Annotated in this window: 16 protein-coding genes and 1 other annotated feature; of the genes, 12 read left to right on the forward strand and 4 right to left on the reverse strand. The window is 44.1% G+C overall.

All coding sequences use genetic code 11. The features are described from left to right. Nucleotides 1-21: 21 nt before the first annotated feature. The gene (locus NXZ84_RS02225; protein ID WP_258838668.1) at nt 22-897 is read right to left on the reverse strand and encodes a TetR/AcrR family transcriptional regulator; all 876 of its coding nucleotides are present in this window, start codon (nt 895-897) and stop codon (nt 22-24) included. A 584-nt stretch (nt 898-1,481) separates the two neighbouring features. Between NXZ84_RS02225 and NXZ84_RS02230 the strand changes: the two genes are divergently transcribed. The 11 genes from NXZ84_RS02230 to NXZ84_RS02280 all read left to right on the forward strand — a co-directional run bounded on the left by NXZ84_RS02230 (nt 1,482) and on the right by NXZ84_RS02280 (nt 12,032). Further along, entirely contained in the window at nt 1,482-1,847 is a 366-nt protein-coding gene (locus tag NXZ84_RS02230) for a hypothetical protein (protein ID WP_258838669.1), read from the forward strand. Between the two features lie 252 nt (nt 1,848-2,099). Then, nucleotides 2,100-3,410, forward strand: a complete 1,311-nt coding sequence (trmFO, locus tag NXZ84_RS02235) for an FADH(2)-oxidizing methylenetetrahydrofolate--tRNA-(uracil(54)-C(5))-methyltransferase TrmFO (RefSeq protein WP_258838670.1) — start codon at nt 2,100-2,102, stop codon at nt 3,408-3,410. Nucleotides 3,411-3,460: 50 nt separating this feature from the next. Continuing rightward, a complete protein-coding gene (locus NXZ84_RS02240; RefSeq protein WP_258838671.1) occupies nt 3,461-4,783 on the forward strand; it encodes a TrkH family potassium uptake protein in 1,323 nt (440 codons plus the stop codon). Nucleotides 4,784-4,925: 142 nt separating this feature from the next. Further along, nucleotides 4,926-5,435: a YqeG family HAD IIIA-type phosphatase gene (locus tag NXZ84_RS02245; RefSeq protein ID WP_258840307.1), complete on the forward strand. Its 510-nt coding sequence runs from the start codon at nt 4,926-4,928 to the stop codon at nt 5,433-5,435. Beyond that, nucleotides 5,417-6,535, forward strand: coding sequence for a ribosome biogenesis GTPase YqeH (gene yqeH, locus NXZ84_RS02250; RefSeq protein ID WP_258838672.1), 1,119 nt, complete (start codon nt 5,417-5,419; stop codon nt 6,533-6,535). Before NXZ84_RS02245 ends, yqeH begins: the two co-directional genes overlap by 19 nt. A gap of 14 nt (nt 6,536-6,549) precedes the next feature. Beyond that, nucleotides 6,550-7,434, forward strand: coding sequence for a shikimate dehydrogenase (aroE, locus tag NXZ84_RS02255; RefSeq protein WP_258838673.1), 885 nt, complete (start codon nt 6,550-6,552; stop codon nt 7,432-7,434). Next, the gene (locus NXZ84_RS02260) at nt 7,431-8,021 is read left to right on the forward strand and encodes a nicotinate-nucleotide adenylyltransferase (RefSeq protein ID WP_258838674.1); all 591 of its coding nucleotides are present in this window, start codon (nt 7,431-7,433) and stop codon (nt 8,019-8,021) included. Before aroE ends, NXZ84_RS02260 begins: the two co-directional genes overlap by 4 nt. After that, nucleotides 8,011-8,610, forward strand: coding sequence for a bis(5'-nucleosyl)-tetraphosphatase (symmetrical) YqeK (yqeK, locus tag NXZ84_RS02265; RefSeq protein ID WP_258838675.1), 600 nt, complete (start codon nt 8,011-8,013; stop codon nt 8,608-8,610). The genes NXZ84_RS02260 and yqeK overlap by 11 nt, the downstream gene beginning before the upstream one ends. Continuing rightward, nucleotides 8,601-8,948 carry a ribosome silencing factor gene (gene rsfS / locus NXZ84_RS02270; protein WP_258840308.1) on the forward strand — a complete coding sequence of 116 codons (348 nt, stop codon included), beginning with the start codon at nt 8,601-8,603 and terminating at the stop codon, nt 8,946-8,948. Before yqeK ends, rsfS begins: the two co-directional genes overlap by 10 nt. Nucleotides 8,949-9,028: 80 nt before the next feature. Then, nucleotides 9,029-9,260 (forward strand) — a binding site (T-box leader). Nucleotides 9,261-9,307: 47 nt separating this feature from the next. Beyond that, nucleotides 9,308-11,758: a leucine--tRNA ligase gene (leuS, locus tag NXZ84_RS02275; protein WP_258838676.1), complete on the forward strand. Its 2,451-nt coding sequence runs from the start codon at nt 9,308-9,310 to the stop codon at nt 11,756-11,758. 112 nt (nt 11,759-11,870) lie between these two features. After that, nucleotides 11,871-12,032 carry a hypothetical protein gene (locus NXZ84_RS02280; protein WP_258838677.1) on the forward strand — a complete coding sequence of 54 codons (162 nt, stop codon included), beginning with the start codon at nt 11,871-11,873 and terminating at the stop codon, nt 12,030-12,032. A 164-nt stretch (nt 12,033-12,196) separates the two neighbouring features. Here NXZ84_RS02280 and comER read toward each other — a convergent pair whose 3' ends face one another. Beyond that, entirely contained in the window at nt 12,197-13,033 is an 837-nt protein-coding gene (gene comER, locus NXZ84_RS02285; RefSeq protein WP_258838678.1) for a late competence protein ComER, read from the reverse strand. 121 nt (nt 13,034-13,154) lie between these two features. Here comER and NXZ84_RS02290 point away from each other — a divergent pair, with 121 nt between their 5' ends. Then, nucleotides 13,155-13,793 (forward strand): helix-hairpin-helix domain-containing protein, encoded by a 639-nt coding sequence (locus tag NXZ84_RS02290; protein ID WP_258838679.1) that lies wholly within the window; start codon nt 13,155-13,157, stop codon nt 13,791-13,793. Here NXZ84_RS02290 and NXZ84_RS02295 read toward each other — a convergent pair. Both NXZ84_RS02295 and NXZ84_RS02300 read right to left on the reverse strand, forming a co-directional pair. After that, the gene (locus NXZ84_RS02295; protein ID WP_258838680.1) at nt 13,780-14,211 is read right to left on the reverse strand and encodes a hypothetical protein; all 432 of its coding nucleotides are present in this window, start codon (nt 14,209-14,211) and stop codon (nt 13,780-13,782) included. The two genes, NXZ84_RS02290 and NXZ84_RS02295, sit on opposite strands and share 14 nt — an antisense overlap. Nucleotides 14,212-14,819: 608 nt before the next feature. Continuing rightward, on the reverse strand, nt 14,820-15,848 hold the full coding sequence (locus NXZ84_RS02300) for a serine hydrolase domain-containing protein (protein WP_258838681.1): 1,029 nt from the start codon (nt 15,846-15,848) through the stop codon (nt 14,820-14,822). Between the last annotated feature and the right edge of the window lie 30 nt (nt 15,849-15,878).

Here is a 15,878-nt window from a genome sequence, read left to right on the forward strand (position 1 = left end):
ATAGAACTAGGGTAACGTGCTTTATGTTATTGTGCTTCGGATCACATGAAGTTGTGGCTGTATTTCTTCCCTTTCAGAAAGAAATGAGATCATCGCTTTAACGAGAAAAGGTTGTGGTTCGTTAGAAGTAAGTTGTTCATATAAGCAGTCGACCGCAGCCACATATTCCTCTCGTTGGGATTTACTTAAAGGTAGCTCACAAAGTATGCTTTTGATCTGCCCACATGAGGCATGTAGAGCTTGTTCCGGAGTAGGGTGATCACATGGGGGACTTTCCAGATCCATCATCATCGTCGGTGTAAGGATGGGGTCAGGCTGATGTTTGATCATGGCAAGGATCATTTCATCCATGCGATCAACGATAAAGTAGGCTAATCGTTTGGTATCTAATTTGCGCTCTTCAAAGATAAGTAACATGCCATATCCTTTGACGATCGAGTGATACATAATAACAGCATCCCATAGGTGTGGAACGATGGGATCACCATATATCTCTACAATAGCTCGTTTGTACCAACTAAATATCTTAGCAGTCGTCTGCATCAATTGGTTACTTACTTCTTTACTATCTGTGTTCAGCTTTTCCCTCATACTCATTTTCATGAAATGATGGTTGTGATGAAACTCTTCGAAGTGAACGTAAATTTGTAGTGCTAACTTTTCTTTTGCTGACAGAGAGGGGTTTTGTGTGGCCAATGCCATTCGATCAAATAAATTTTGTTGGTGATAAGAGAAGATAGCGAGGAGTAGTTCTTGTTTAGATGAAAAATATCGATATAAACTCCCTTTCGCGATGCCAAGTTGATCAGCAATCTCCTGCATGGATGTAGCATGAAACCCTTGTTGTGCAAAAAGTGTTAAGGCGGATCTAATGATTTGCCTCTTTTTATCATTCATCGTTTTCCTCCTCTCCCCTCAATGACTAGAGCGATCCTATCATGACCAGATAGTCATTGTCAATTGTAAACACACAATCAATCATTTGAAATAAATGCATGATATATATGACCGATGAGTCATATATGAAAAAGATGAATGGTTATTAAGCGATAATTGAGAAAGAGGGTGATGGATAGATAGAGAGAGTTGAATTGTTAATTTATAGGGATAAAGTACAATCCGCATGTGCAAACAAATGTAGTTTTATTTACTATATTCTTTCTTTTTATATCAACAAACGGAAAACTTGTCTTTACTCATTTGTTACATTAGAGTGACCTCTTCTTTTCCTATAAGAGTGGGACAGACATGAAAAATGTGTGCAGACCAAGCTAGATTTAAAGGGGATATACTAATAATTATACATACTTGTAGAAAAAAGGGTGAATTTGTCGAAGAGGGTTGGTGCGGTTGAAGGAAAATATCTCCGTGGGTTATAATGATTTCAGAGGAATCACTTTCCTCTAGCACCCATTTTACACACAAAAAATAGAGAATCATAGTAGGGTGCTAAACTAAAAAAGAGAATAGGAGTGGAGAGAATGAAGAAGTACATGATCGCGTTGGTGGCAGTGATGGCATTGATGGTTGGTTTCTCAGGGGATGGATTTACCCCGTATAGCTACGCTACGATCACTTATGGTGAAACGAGCGCATCTGGTGGGATTACCTCTATCGAGAAGACGGCGATGATTGACGGGGTTAACCTAGGCGATGAAGAGATGACCGTTAGCGTCTTGAGCGATATTTGGGGTGCTGATCCTGTTATCTATCAGAAAACATTACAGCCGGGAGAATCTCTCTCTATCGAAAAAGAAATGCCAGGATATCATTATGTTGCGATCAGTTGTGGTGATGGAACGGCTGACGACTGTTTCGGTTATGCATTCATGGACGAAGCTAAATAAGCGAAGATTCCATAAAATAAGTAAGGTATATAATCGATGAAAGAGGGAGCGCCCTGCAGGGTGCTCCTTTTGCTATGTTTATCAAGTTATAGCGAAGCTGCGATGCGCAAAGTGGTTTTTGGGTTGCACCGATGAAGAAGAGACATTATAGTGTTTCTGTAGAGTATACTACTTGGTTCATAAATGAAGCCCATTCATATAAATGGAAGATCTTGATGAAAAGGTTGAGTTAGATAAAGAGGAGGATGTCAAGTGTCAATCGAACAAGTAACTGTTGTGGGTGCGGGTTTGGCAGGAAGTGAAGCTGCTTGGCAAATCGCAAGCCAAGGTGTGCGAGTACGCCTATATGAAATGCGTCCACAAAAGAAAACACCGGCACACCGTTCAGGAGATTTTGCAGAGTTGGTGTGTAGCAACTCGTTAAGAAGCAATGTTTTAACGAATGCAGTAGGTGTTCTTAAAGAAGAGATGCGGAAATTGGATTCACTTATTATGCGCTGTGCAGACCAACATGCTGTCCCAGCCGGAGGGGCGTTAGCAGTCGATCGTGAAGCTTTTGCCCGGCAGGTGACACACGATTTACATCACCATCCGCTGATTGAAGTAGTGACGGAGGAGATGGAGCAGATCCCCGAAGGTGTGACCGTTATTGCGACCGGACCGCTTACATCTGATGCACTGTCTGCTAAAATACAAGAAATTGCTGGGGGAGAGCATCTTTATTTTTATGATGCAGCGGCACCTATTATAGAAACGGATAGCATTGATAAAGATAAAGTTTTTATCGCCTCTCGTTACGATAAGGGGGAAGCAGCTTATATAAACTGTCCGATGAATGAAGAAGAGTTTCATCGCTTCTATGAAGCCCTTGTTTCTGCTGAGGTGACACCACTTAAAGAATTTGAGAAAGAGATTTATTTTGAAGGCTGTATGCCTATTGAGGTGATGGCAAAGCGAGGGGCGCAAACGATCCTGTTTGGACCGATGAAACCAGTCGGATTGGTCGATCCTCGTACTGGTGAACAACCGCATGCTGTTGTACAATTACGCCAAGATAATCAATCAGGAACATTGTATAATATTGTTGGCTTTCAAACCCATCTTAAGTGGGGGGATCAGAAAAACGTGATTCGTCTGATTCCAGGTTTGGAGAATGCAGAGATCGTGCGTTATGGTGTGATGCACCGTAATACGTTTATCAACTCGCCCAAATTATTGGCACCTACGTATCAATTGAAGGATCGCGACACGCTTTTCTTTGCGGGGCAAATGACGGGTGTAGAAGGATATGTGGAATCAGCAGCAGCAGGCTTAATTGCTGGCATGAATGCAGGGCGACGGGCATTGGGAAGAGAATTGATTCTCTTTCCACAAGATACTGCGATGGGAAGTTTGGCACACTATATTACTACGGCCAATCCAGACAACTTTCAACCGATGAATGCTAATTTTGGTCTTTTTCCACCACTAGGACGGAAGGTGAAACCAAAGCAAGAACGTAATAAACAATATGCAGACAGAGCGCTTGCATCCTTAACCACAATGCTAGAAGAAAACATGTAGTTAAGCTAGTATAGGGATGAGGTTGTATAAGAGAAATGAGGTGAAAGTGTTTGAGTTTACGCTATCGTTTAAAACCGATCCAGGTGATTGCGCTGGGTTATGTTCTCCTCTCCCTTATTTCCGCATTTCTCTTAGCATTGCCAATCACCCACGAAGCAGGGAGATCTCTTTCCTTTATTGATGCGCTCTTTGTTGCAGCTAGTGCGGTCAGTGTGACTGGGCTAACGGTGGTAAATGTGTCGGAAACGTTTAACCTATTTGGTGAAATCGTATTGCTGTTTACGATTCAACTGGGTGGGATCGGGATGATGACATTGGGAGCGGTAATTTGGTTGATATTAGGGAAGAAAATAGGTCTGCGTGATCGGATGTTGATTCAGTGGGATCAAAACCAGATTACGTTGTCCGGTCTGGTGGCATTAATCCAGAAGATCTTATTGATCGCTTTGCTTTTTGAGGGGATAGGTGCACTTGTATTAGGCACCTATTTCTTACGTTTTTATGCCTGGGATACGGCATATTACTACGGGATATATCACTCGATCACGGGTTTTACTCATGCTGGATTTGATCTATTTGGCAATAGTTTGATCGACTTTCGTCATGATGTGGTTGTAAATGGAACAATGATGGTTCTTCTCTTTTTTGGAGGAATTGGATTTCCTGTTATTATTGAGCTGTTTTCATATCGCTTGCGCCGGAAATTATCGCTTCACAGCCGCTTTTCCTTATGGATTTATTGTCTGTTATGGGGTGTAGGTTTCCTCTTCTTCCTGGCGATGGAATATAATAAGAGTTTGGCAGGTGAAGCGTGGCATCATAAGATTATGATGGCCATGTTTCAATCACTGACGACACGAAGTGGTGGATTTTCTACGTTAGACATCAGTACTTTGCAGTTACCGACCTTATTAGTCTTTTCATTTCTGATGTTTATCGGTGCTTCTCCTTCTAGTAGTGGTGGGGGGATACGTACAACTACCTTTGGAACCGTCTACTTGGCTGTCAAAAGTTATGCGAAGGGAACGTCCGATGTAAATGTGTTTGGGAGGATGCTGGACTTTTATGATGTGCGTAAATCCTTTGTGGTTTCCGTGTTTGGGGTTGCGCTGGTAACAGGAGCTGTAACAGTGCTCTCTATTACGGAATCCTTTGAGTTAAGACTCCTTATTTTTGAAGCAGCTTCCGCTTTTGGTACATGTGGTTTGTCTGTGGGAATCGTAGATCAGTTTAGTTCAATCGGAAAAGGTGTCCTGATCGTCCTCATGCTGACGGGACGAGTTGGCTTCGGTACGATTTTGTTATTGGTACAAAAGCAGACGCATCATTGCCCGCCATTCCGCTATCCAAAAGAACGGATTATAGTTGGATAAATGATTGTAAGAGGCCCACACAAGATAACTGGGCCTCTTTTGGTGTGCAAATTAGGGGGGATTAAGCTTTTGAATTGACTACCATCATGTGGTATAGTTAAGCCCGAGATTATGGTGAATGAGGGAGATAGTTGTGAAGTGGATGATTCCAGATCTATTTGCACCGTCCATTTATCGAATTGATTATCGGGCGTTGTGGCAAAGAGGGATTAGAGGGCTAATCTTTGATCTTGATAATACATTGGTCGAAACGACACGTCCTGATGCAACCCCAGAATTGTTGGAGTGGCTACATCAATTACAAGAGATGGGTTTTCATGTAGTGATTGTCTCTAATAATAATCGCACCCGTGTTTCGCAGTTTGCTATTCCGCTACAGATTCCTTATATCCATCGAGCGCGTAAACCTTTAGCTCCTGCCTTTCGACAGGCGATGCGCGAGATGCAGACTGAGAGGGAAGAGACGGCCGTAGTGGGAGATCAGTTGCTTACCGACGTGCTGGGAGGAAATCGCTTGCACTTATATACGATTTTAGTCGCTCCTATTTCGGAGCAAGATGCTTTTTTTACACGTTTCAATCGCCAGATGGAACGCCATATATTTCGTTGGATGCATCGGCGTGGCTTGACTAGATGGGAGGAAAAGAAGTGACTCATGAAGGTATCCGCTGTGAAGGGTGTGGGGCGCTGCTGCAAACGAGTGATTCAGGAGCAAAGGGCTTTGCTCCTGAATCAGCGTTGAAGCGGGAACATCCTGTATGTAAGCGATGTTTTCGTATTCGCCATTATAACGATGTGGCACAGATTGAACAACGTCCTGACGATTATTTGAAAATCTTAGGTGGGATACGCTCTACGGATAGTTTAGTGGTGCAGGTGGTTGATCTGTTTGATTTTGCAGGCAGCTTTATCTCAGGAATACATCGTCATATTGGTGATAATCCACTTTTATTAATTGCGAATAAAGTAGACTTATTTCCTAAGTCGATCAAACATGGAACGTTGAAAGAATGGGTACAACAAGCAGCCAAAGAGTGGGATGTGCACGCCATTGATGTGCTCTTAATTAGTGCAGATAAAGGAATTGGCATTAATCGCGCAGTCGAAGCGATGGAAAAATATCGTGAAGGGCGCGATATTTATGTTGTGGGGACAACGAATACGGGTAAGTCTACATTTATCAATCGTCTCATCACTCATTTGAGTGAAGAGACTGATGAAATTATAACAACGTCACCCTATCCGGGAACCACGCTGGATACGATTCATATCCCGCTCGACGATGAACGGGAACTGGTGGACACTCCTGGAATAGTGAGAAGTGATCGCATGAGTGAATGGGTTCAGCCACAAGATTTGCGCATCATCACACCTCAGGGGGAGATGCGGCCCCGTATTTTTCAGCTTCGTGCGGAGCAAACGCTTTTTTGGGGTGGCTTGGCTCGTATTGACTATGTAGCAGGGGAGCGTCAACCATTTACCTGTTACGTCTCCAATGATCTATATATTCACCGCACCAAGCTGGAAAATGCCGATGCACTATATCGGGCCCACTGTGGTGAAATGTTGTCTCCTCCGCATGATCGGGACTCGCTTCCACCGTTAAAACGGCATGTTATTCGGATTAGTGGTACAGAGAAGGAGGATATCGTCGTTCCTGGATTGGGATGGCTTACTGTGAAGGAGCGAGCATCGATTCATATTTGGCTTCCAGAAGGGATTCCAGTCTTAACACGTCCAGCTATGATTTGAGAGGAGGAGGATTCATGTTGAAAGAGCACCTGTGGAGTAATCGAGAAGACATTACGGCAGAAACGAGGTTGGTCGCTCTTTTGGGTCACCCGGTGCGTCATTCCCACTCTCCTCTCATGATGAATCATGCTTTTCGTATGCAGGGCTTAAACTACCGTTATCTTGCATTTGATGTTGCACCGGCCGAGTTAGAAGGAGCGGTTCATGGGTTAAAAAGCTTAGGCGCAGTAGGATGGAATGTCACTATACCACATAAAGTAGCTATGTGTTCATGGATGGATGAACTGGATGAGACGGCAGCGTGTATGGGAGCGGTTAACACGGTGGTGTGTCGAAATGGCAAGTGGATCGGTTATAACACAGATGGTGAGGGATATGTGCGCTCACTTGTTGCAAAGACAGGGATCTCCCTTAAGGGTCAACGAGTCTTGATCCTGGGGGCTGGTGGTGCCGCTCGTGCAGTGGCACATGCGCTTGCATCCTACGGGATAGAGGCAATTACGATTGTAAATCGGACGAGAGCTAAGGCGGAAGAACTGCTGGATTCTCTTAGTGCACAACATCCGTCGGCACCGTTTTTATCCATCAAGTCTACACAAGAATTACAGCGGCTGGGACTGAGTGAGTATACTCTCTTAGTACAGACGACATCGGTAGGGATGGTTCCTCATAGCGATCAATCCCCTATAGATCCTGCTCTTCTCCATGATCGACTGGTGGTGAGCGACTTGATTTATAAACCCCATACCACTCCTTTGTTACAGGCGGCTAAACTAAAAGGTGCTCGTCTTCATCATGGTATAGGCATGTTGATTCATCAGGCTGCGTTGGCATACCACTTATGGACTGGAAAAGAGGCACCCTTAATAGAGATGGAAAAAGTGGTGTTGGAGTCATGAAGATTGGATTATTTGGTGGGACATTTGATCCTATCCACATAGGTCATCTCATCATTGCGGACCAAACTCGTCAACAAATGGGATTGGACGAAATATGGCTCATTCCTGCTGGTGATCCCCCTCATAAGAAAGAGCAAGAGGTGACGCCAGCATGGCATCGCTTGCGCATGGTAGAACTGGCTACCCAAGATCATCCATCTTTGTATGTGAAGGCGATAGAGGTGGAGCAAGCGGGGCGTTCCTATACAGTCAGAACGGTAGAAGCGCTGACCAAGCTGTATCCCCATCATGAGTTTTTTTTAATGGTGGGTGCAGATATGGTTAATGACTTGTCATCTTGGTACAAAATAAAAGATATCATTCAAGTGGTTCACATATTGGGGATTGATCGTGCAGGGGTAACGATGGATGAAGAAAATATGCCGTCGTGGATTCGCGAAAAATTTACTCGTGTGCCGCTGGATGTTTCTGTTCATCTTTCTTCTACCTATCTGCGCAATCAAATTAAACGGGGGCGTTCTCTCCAATACTTGACCCCTGTCGGAGTCAGATTGTATGTAGAGGAGCATAAACTATATGAGACGTGAAAATTGGCACAAGATAGTAGAGGCGGCGTTGCCCCCCGCCCGCTGGCAACACACAGTGCGAGTACAGGAAACGGCAGTAAAGTTGGCGAAGAAAATAGGAATTGAATCCGAATATGCAATTCAGGCGGCATTGCTTCATGACTACTGCAAGTATTGGTCGCGTAAAGAGCTTGCTACATGGATTACTCGATGTCATCTGCCGGTAGAATTACTCCAATTTCATAAAGAACTGTGGCATGGTCCTGTTGGAGCCGAGGTGGCACGGGAACAATTTGGTGTAGAGGAAGTCGATGTTCTTAATGCCATCCGTTATCACACCTCGGGACGTCCTGGGATGTCGCTTTTGGAAAAAGTGATATTCTTAGCAGACTATATCGAACCCGGTCGTCGCTTTCCTGGAGTCGAAGAGGTGCGTGTGCAAGCTGAGGGCAGTTTAGACCTAGCGGTGATGTCGGCGCTTCGAAACACGGTCCAATTTTTACTGCAGCAACAACAAAAGGTGTACCCGTTGACGCTACTAGCGTATAATGATCTCTATGATCAACTGAGCGAGGATGAAAGAAAAAATTGTAAGGAGGAATCTCATTGAATCTAGTGGAATTAGCAAAAAAGGTGGCCGCAGCTGCCGAGGAGAAAAAAGCTCAGCGTGTTACCATCATGGATATTCGTGGGTTGTCAGTCGTCGCCGATTACTTTGTCATCTGTCAGGGAAATTCGGAAACCCAAGTGCAGGCGATTGCAACTGCGATAAAGAAATACGCGCAGGAGGAGAACATCTTGTTCAAAGGAATCGAAGGGTATGACCAAGCGCGGTGGGTGCTGATCGATCTCGGTGATGTCGTGGTTCATGTTTTCCACAAAGATGAGCGGGATTTCTATGGTTTGGAACGACTGTGGGGAGATGCCCAACACGTTCAAGTACAGTAAGACACATATGGGAAAAAAGTTTCAAAAAAACGTTGACATTCTCCTGGCAGATTGCATATAATACTGATTAAAATCAAGAACGCACAGCTATGATGAGGAGTAGTAGGGAAGAATAATCTGCTCAGAGAGTCGGTGTTTGCTGGAAGCCGATCAGATTGTTTTCGTGAACTCGCCTTTATCGCTCCAAAGGGGAAGACAAGTACTCTTTGGCGTCTCATCGGCGTTAACGATGCTTCAAGGGACATCAGGAATTCTTCTGATGTAACCAGGGTGGTACCGCGGGAGTTGTGAATTCAACCTCTCGTCCCTAGCTATAAGCTGGGGGCGGGAGGTTTTACTATTTTGTTGAGGTGAATAGGATGCAGAAGTATCAAGCAAATGAAATCGAACCTAAATGGCAACAAGCATGGGCCGAGCACAAAGTGGACCGCACCGATGATGAGGCGGTAAAACCAAAGTATTATGCATTAGAGCAGTTCCCATATCCATCTGGAGAAGGACTACATATGGGGCATGTGCGCGTCTATTCTATTGGAGATGTGGTTGCTCGTTTCAAACGAATGCGGGGCTATGAAGTTCTTCATCCGATGGGAGCAGATGCGTTTGGGTTGCCGGCGGAAAATGCAGCTATTAAGCGTGGTGTTGATCCAGGTGAGTGGACTCGTGCCAATATGGAGAAGATTAAGCGGGAGCAGAAACTTCTAGGAGTATCTTACGACTGGGATCGTTATGTGGGGACATGCGAGCCGGATTATTACCGTTTTACTCAATGGTTGTTTCTCCTGTTTTATGAGCGTGGATTAGCCTATCGTAAAAAAGCGGCGGTAAACTGGTGTCCTACCTGTAGTACGGTCTTAGCCAACGAACAGGTGGAGAACGGCCTGTGTTGGCGTTGCGATAGCGAAGTGACGAAGAAAGAATTGGAGCAGTGGTTCCTGCGGATTACAGAGTATGCAGATGGGTTATTGGAGGGGTTAGATCGACTGCCCAAATGGCCGGAGCGCATCAAGAGCATGCAACGAAATTGGATCGGGAGAAGTGAAGGTGCGATGGTCGACTTCTTCCTGCCGCAATTACAAACGTCCATTTCAGTCTTTACCACCCGTCCAGATACGTTATACGGCTCCTCCTATGTGGTACTTGCACCTGAGCACCCTGAGCTAAAGGCACTGATTGCGGGTAAACCAAACGAAGAACAAATCCTCTCTTTTGTAGAAGAGATGAAGCGGGCGACTGATATTGAACGGACATCAGGCGATAATGATAAAGTGGGGTATGATACAGGGGCAGTGGCGGTTCACCCGCTCACAGGGGCGGAAATTCCAGTCTGGGTGGCCAATTATGTCTTAGGCGACTATGGTACCGGTGCTGTGATGGGAGTTCCGGCACATGATGAGCGTGACTATCAATTTGCTCATAAGTATGGACTCCCGATCCGACAAGTGATTCAGCCAAGAACAGAGGAGGAGATAGAGGGAGCATACACAGCGAGTGGCACGTTAATCAACTCAGGAAGCTTCAATGGATTAGACAGTGATCAAGCGATTACTGCTATCTCTGAGCACCTGCAAGAGCAAGGAAAAGGCGGCCCGCATACCGATTACCGCTTGCGTGACTGGTTGGTATCACGCCAACGGTATTGGGGTTGTCCCATTCCATTTGTCTATTGTGATGCTTGTGGTACGGTGCCCGTTCCGAAAGAAGAGCTACCTGTTATGTTGCCCCAAGATGTGGTGTTTGATGGCAAGAGCAACCCATTAGCCACTTCAGCTTCTTTTGTGGAGACCCGTTGTCCAAGTTGTAATGGTAAAGCGCGGCGGGAAACCGATACGATGGATACCTTTATGGATTCATCATGGTATTTCCTACGCTATACCGATCCACATAATGATCAACTTCCATTCGATCCAGCAAAAGCGAATCGTTGGATGGGGGTCGATCAATATATTGGTGGGATCGAACATGCTGTGTTGCATCTTCTCTACTCGCGCTTCTTTATGAAAGTACTGTATGATGCAGGAATGGTGGGAGCAGACGAACCGTTTAAAAGTTTATTGCCACAGGGAATGGTGAACAAAGACGGGGCCAAAATGTCTAAATCAAAGGGCAATGTTGTCGGTCCATTGGAGATTATTGAACGTTATGGTGCAGATACCGCCCGTCTCTTCATCTTATTCGCAGCTCCTCCTGAGCGGGATATGGAATGGAGCGATGCGGGTGTAGAGGGAAGCTATCGCTTTATAAATCGGGTATGGCGGATGGTGGAGCAGCATCATTCTCTCTTCCAGGGGACTCGCTCGCATCCTGTACTGACAGATAAAGCTGCTCAGTCTTTACACCGCTTAACGCATCAGTCGATCAAAAAGGTGACGGATGATATCGAAGAGCGTGATCAGTATAACACTGCGGTTAGTGCCATTATGGAATTGGTAAACGCCATCTACCTCTATCCTGAAGAGGCGGATCGAGGGACATTGGCAGATGCAATTGAAAGCACGTTGCTGTTGCTCGCACCATTTGTGCCTCATGTTACAGAGGAGATGTGGAGTAGACTGGGGCATACCACCAGTATTCATAAAGAGAGCTGGCCTTCTTTTGACCCTACAGCCTTGGTTCAAAATGAAGTGGAATTAGCAGTGCAAGTGAATGGAAAAGTGAGAAGTAAAGTAGTCGTTGCTAAAGAGGCGAGTCAGGAAGAGATCGAAAAGAGGGTTCTCGCCGATGAGCGGGTGCAAGCACAAGTGGAACATAAAACGATTCGCAAAGTAATTGTCATCCCGGGTAAGTTGGTTAATATTGTAGCGAAGTGATGAGTTAGAGGGGGAGAGGGCGATACAGCCCTCTTCTTTTTTTGTATAGAGAAACCAAATAAGACGCAGGATAGATGAAGAATGGATCTCGCTTTAGAAGGGGGGAGTAGCGATGAAGAAGAAAAATGGTCAGTATATAGAGGATCAAATGCCCTCTGTAGGAAGTAGTAAGGCACGCGATGATCAGTTGGCTCAGAAAGGAGAACCTTTAGGTTCTGCAGTTGAAGCCAATCAAGAAAAGAAAAGAACAGGCGTAAACCGACCCGCAACCTAAAAAGGTTAAGAGGATAAAGGATTATCATATTAAAGGAAATATCCCTTGTTTGTTGAAGGAATTATATAGAGTCGATGTAGAAATAGTGAAAGCAAAATAATAAATGCAGGTGGGGAATCCCGCCTGCATCTTCACGATTACGTATTTTACTCCTGTACGGTGGGTTACTGTTCAACGTGCATTTTTTCAAACATTGCTTTTACTTCCGATATATCTTGACCATATTTCTTATGAGTGATGTGAAAGAGATCACGAAAAACAGGAACAAACTGAGATTCTAAGCGTTTCAATCCCTCTTTTGTAATCCCGCCAGGGACGGCGACGCGCTTCTCCAAGCCTTTAAGTGAAAATTTCCCCTGTGCTAACAGTGTCCCCACACCGGATGCCATATGAATGACGAGCGGAGTAGCCACTTCGCGTGGCAGTCCGGTTTCTTTGACGGCGGCTTCAATCAACTGCTGAAAGATATTAGAAATGAAGGCGGGTGCACATGAAGCCAGGTCTGAAGCGATACGCGTATAATTTTCATCTACTGGCAGCGGAGTGCTAATTTTAGACATGAGATTGTGTAAAAAGATCTCATCTGCCTCCGTTAAGCGTGTGCCCGGAATATAAAGCGATGCTCCACTTAAACCTGCATGTGTAATGCTTGGAATTACTTTAGCGATTTTTGCCCTCAAATATTTTTCTAAATCTTCTATTAATACAGGACTGGTAATGGAGATCACCATTTGTGCAGGTTGGATGTAGGAATGAATTTCTTCAATCACAGTTCGATATTCTTTTGGTTTGATGCAGAGAAATAGACAAGGACATTGTTGAGATATTTGTGCGTTACTACTGGCCATCTGAATACCTGGATGTGCTTCCACTAATTTGTGTGCTTTTGCTGGAGTCCGATTATATACCATGATTTCGGACGGTTGGAGGGCTTCTGCTTCAATGAAGGATTCAACTAACATTGTTCCCATGCTTCCCGTCCCAATAAACCCTATATTCATGGGTACTTTTACCTCCTTGAGGTGGTTTTGTTATGTGATATGCTACGTTACTCTCTGTCTATATGTACGCATAAGAAAAGGGAATTATGATTGGATACTGTAGAGAAGGGGAGAAGCAAAAATGCTACCAGGTGAGTGGACTCCGAGGGAACGATGGATGGCAGGTACCATCGGGTTATTGATTATAGTGATAGCAGGCTTAGTCATATATGTTGGATGGTTTGAAGATGGCCAGAAAGAGGATGCACCAGAATACCTCCCGATTGCTCAATCTGCTGAAGTAAAAGAGAAAGTGGACACACCGGAAGTAACTGAGGAAAAATCGACGGTGGTAATAGATGTGAAAGGAGCGGTGAAACATCCAGGAGTGCTTCAGTTAGAAAATGATGCCCGTGTAGAAGATGCCATCGCTAAAGCAGGTGGACTTTCTTCGGGAGCAGATATTTCCCGCATCAACCGAGCCCAGCCACTTACAGATGGGATGGTAGTATATATTCCAACGGAAGGAGAAGAGCTTCCCACCTCGTATTCTCAACAAGCGGGGAAAGAAGGAAGTGCAGAGGGTGACAAAGTAAATCTAAATCGTGCCAGTGCAGATGAGTTAGAGCGAATTCCGGGAATTGGGCCGACGAAAGCAGCAGCCATCATTGCTTATCGCAGTGAACATGGTTTGTTTTCCACGATAGATGAGATAAAGGAAGTCAGCGGAATTGGTGAGAAAACAGTGGAGCAAATTCGTCCCTACATTACTGTCCCGTGAAGCTACTTGAAGTTGTGGAGGGTGAAAGCGGGGTGTGTCGCAAGAGAAATGGTTTTAACTGAGTTAATGTTTGTTTCCAATATTGATTCTCTTGTGGCGTGCGATATTGAACCACTTGCTCATTTTGCATACATAACCATGACCATAAACCTTCTTGATTTAACGTATCTCCTTTTGCTTGCGCGGTAAAGACAGACCATAGTTTGTTATAGATCGCTACACAAAGACCAATTTGCACAGTCTCTTCTGACTCAAGCTGATAGATCAGTGGTGCTAGCACTTTGCGAATCCCTGTCCAGGTTAAAATCACTTGGTCCTCTTTCGGAGAGAGTGCAGATAAAAGACTATTCTCCCGAGGGGTGGATCTTCCTGATTGGGATAACCCTTGAACTACTGATGTGTCCTTCACTTGGCTCATAGCCGCCTCCCACAATAGTGATGATCTTGACCAGACATGAACACGTTCAGAGTATATGAACTCATTTTCTTTTCGATTCGTGATAACACGTCTTAAATCCTTCTAGTGATGAGTGGAAGAGCACGTATTGTGGGAGAGTGTCAATCTAATTTTTGGTCAGGTGTATAATGGTAACTAGTATCTGTGTATAACTACTCTTTCCTTTAATATAGAAGTAAGCGATGAGGATTCTTTAGGACTTGTCAATCCTCATCGCTGTATAAACCTCGAGCCCCTTCACTCTGGGGTATTTTCAACTGGATTATATTATTGATTACTACTATATTTATAATCGGAGGTTATGTTGAGGGGAATATTATTGAACTGGAAGCCGTTATATACATTATTGCTGGTATAGGAAGCATGATCATTCAAATCATTGGATGGATATATATATTCATCTTAAAGAAGATCATACATAAAAGGAAAAGGTAAAGGGATGACTACCTCTTTATATCTTCTAGTGTTGCCTATGACCTTTACTTAGCAACTTTTTTGGCTGTCTAGATTTCGTAATCTATATATAGAGGATGCCCGGTGTACAAATGAGGCATCCTCATAGCACTTCTTTAGATAGTAGTCTTTACTAGTTTATCAATTTCACGTGCGTACATATTTACATTAATATTTACATTAGACAGGATATGGCTGTGTATATGGGATTTTGCATATACAGATGAACTTAGTCGGACACCAGGATCATATCCGAAGATAAAGTACTTAAATACTTCATCGTTATGCATAGAAATCCAGACGCCGTATCCATAGTACAAGCCCTCGTCTACTTCTATGTGAGGGGTTAGTAATAGATCAGTATATGATTTGGACAATAATTGGTTATTGAGAAGTGAACCCCAGAAAAGATCTAAGTCGTGTGTAGTTGTATAAGCACCACCATCCGGTCCTCCTTTTAAAGGAAGTGAATATACGTTTGTTCTCCAAGAGGAGAGATGATCATCATCGATGTATCCAATAGCTACGTTTTTAGGCAACATATCCATTCGGAAATAACCTGATTGTTTCATATTACAACGCTCAAAAATATTTTTCTCTATGTAATCGACAAAGGTCATACCCGTTAGCTCTTCAATAAGTAAGCCCAATAGTATGTAGCCAGAATTACTATAGGAAAACTGCTTACCACTCTTAAATTTCATCTGTTGGTTTTGGAACATCGGTAAAAAGTCTTTGGGATGATTCATGGAGTACATGGGCTTATCCCGCCATAGCTCTTCATAGTCGTCCATGATCTCTTCGTCGAAATAATCAGGAACACCGGAACTGTGGGTTAGAAGTTGGCTAACCGTAATATCAGGGTCAATATATTGATAAGAGATAGGGAGACAATCTTTAATTTTGGTGCTAAACTCTACTAATCCCTGCTCCACTAGTTGACAAATTGCCACGGCAGTGAATATTTTACAACCTGACGCCATGCCAAATCTCGTATGTGGCGTTATGGGGATTTCTTCACTTCTATTAGCTAGTCCATATTGCTGTTCGTATAGGGTTTTTGTTTTGCTAATCAGAACCGCGCCAGCAAAAGCAGGTGTTTCTTCTTTATCATTAAAAACTTTCTGGAGATTATTCACATCCATAGGTATACTTCCTTTCCCGTTAATAAGTGA

The sequence above is a fragment of the Mechercharimyces sp. CAU 1602 genome, assembly GCF_024753565.1.
Lineage (GTDB): Bacteria > Bacillota > Bacilli > Thermoactinomycetales > JANTPT01 > Mechercharimyces.

Excerpts from the sequence above, each read along its gene's own strand:
- aroE (WP_258838673.1), top strand. The coding sequence starts at position 6,550 with ATGTTGAAAGAGCACCTGTGGAGTAATCGAGAAGACATTACGGCAGAA.
- NXZ84_RS02245 (WP_258840307.1), top strand. The coding sequence starts at position 4,926 with ATGATTCCAGATCTATTTGCACCGTCCATTTATCGAATTGATTATCGG.
- NXZ84_RS02300 (WP_258838681.1), bottom strand. The coding sequence starts at position 15,848 with ATGGATGTGAATAATCTCCAGAAAGTTTTTAATGATAAAGAAGAAACA.
- NXZ84_RS02230 (WP_258838669.1), top strand. The coding sequence starts at position 1,482 with ATGAAGAAGTACATGATCGCGTTGGTGGCAGTGATGGCATTGATGGTT.
- NXZ84_RS02225 (WP_258838668.1), bottom strand. The coding sequence starts at position 897 with ATGAATGATAAAAAGAGGCAAATCATTAGATCCGCCTTAACACTTTTT.
- NXZ84_RS02290 (WP_258838679.1), top strand. The coding sequence starts at position 13,155 with ATGCTACCAGGTGAGTGGACTCCGAGGGAACGATGGATGGCAGGTACC.
- yqeH (WP_258838672.1), top strand. The coding sequence starts at position 5,417 with ATGGGAGGAAAAGAAGTGACTCATGAAGGTATCCGCTGTGAAGGGTGT.
- NXZ84_RS02280 (WP_258838677.1), top strand. The coding sequence starts at position 11,871 with ATGAAGAAGAAAAATGGTCAGTATATAGAGGATCAAATGCCCTCTGTA.
- NXZ84_RS02260 (WP_258838674.1), top strand. The coding sequence starts at position 7,431 with ATGAAGATTGGATTATTTGGTGGGACATTTGATCCTATCCACATAGGT.
- comER (WP_258838678.1), bottom strand. The coding sequence starts at position 13,033 with ATGAATATAGGGTTTATTGGGACGGGAAGCATGGGAACAATGTTAGTT.
- yqeK (WP_258838675.1), top strand. The coding sequence starts at position 8,011 with ATGAGACGTGAAAATTGGCACAAGATAGTAGAGGCGGCGTTGCCCCCC.
- NXZ84_RS02295 (WP_258838680.1), bottom strand. The coding sequence starts at position 14,211 with ATGAGCCAAGTGAAGGACACATCAGTAGTTCAAGGGTTATCCCAATCA.
- leuS (WP_258838676.1), top strand. The coding sequence starts at position 9,308 with ATGCAGAAGTATCAAGCAAATGAAATCGAACCTAAATGGCAACAAGCA.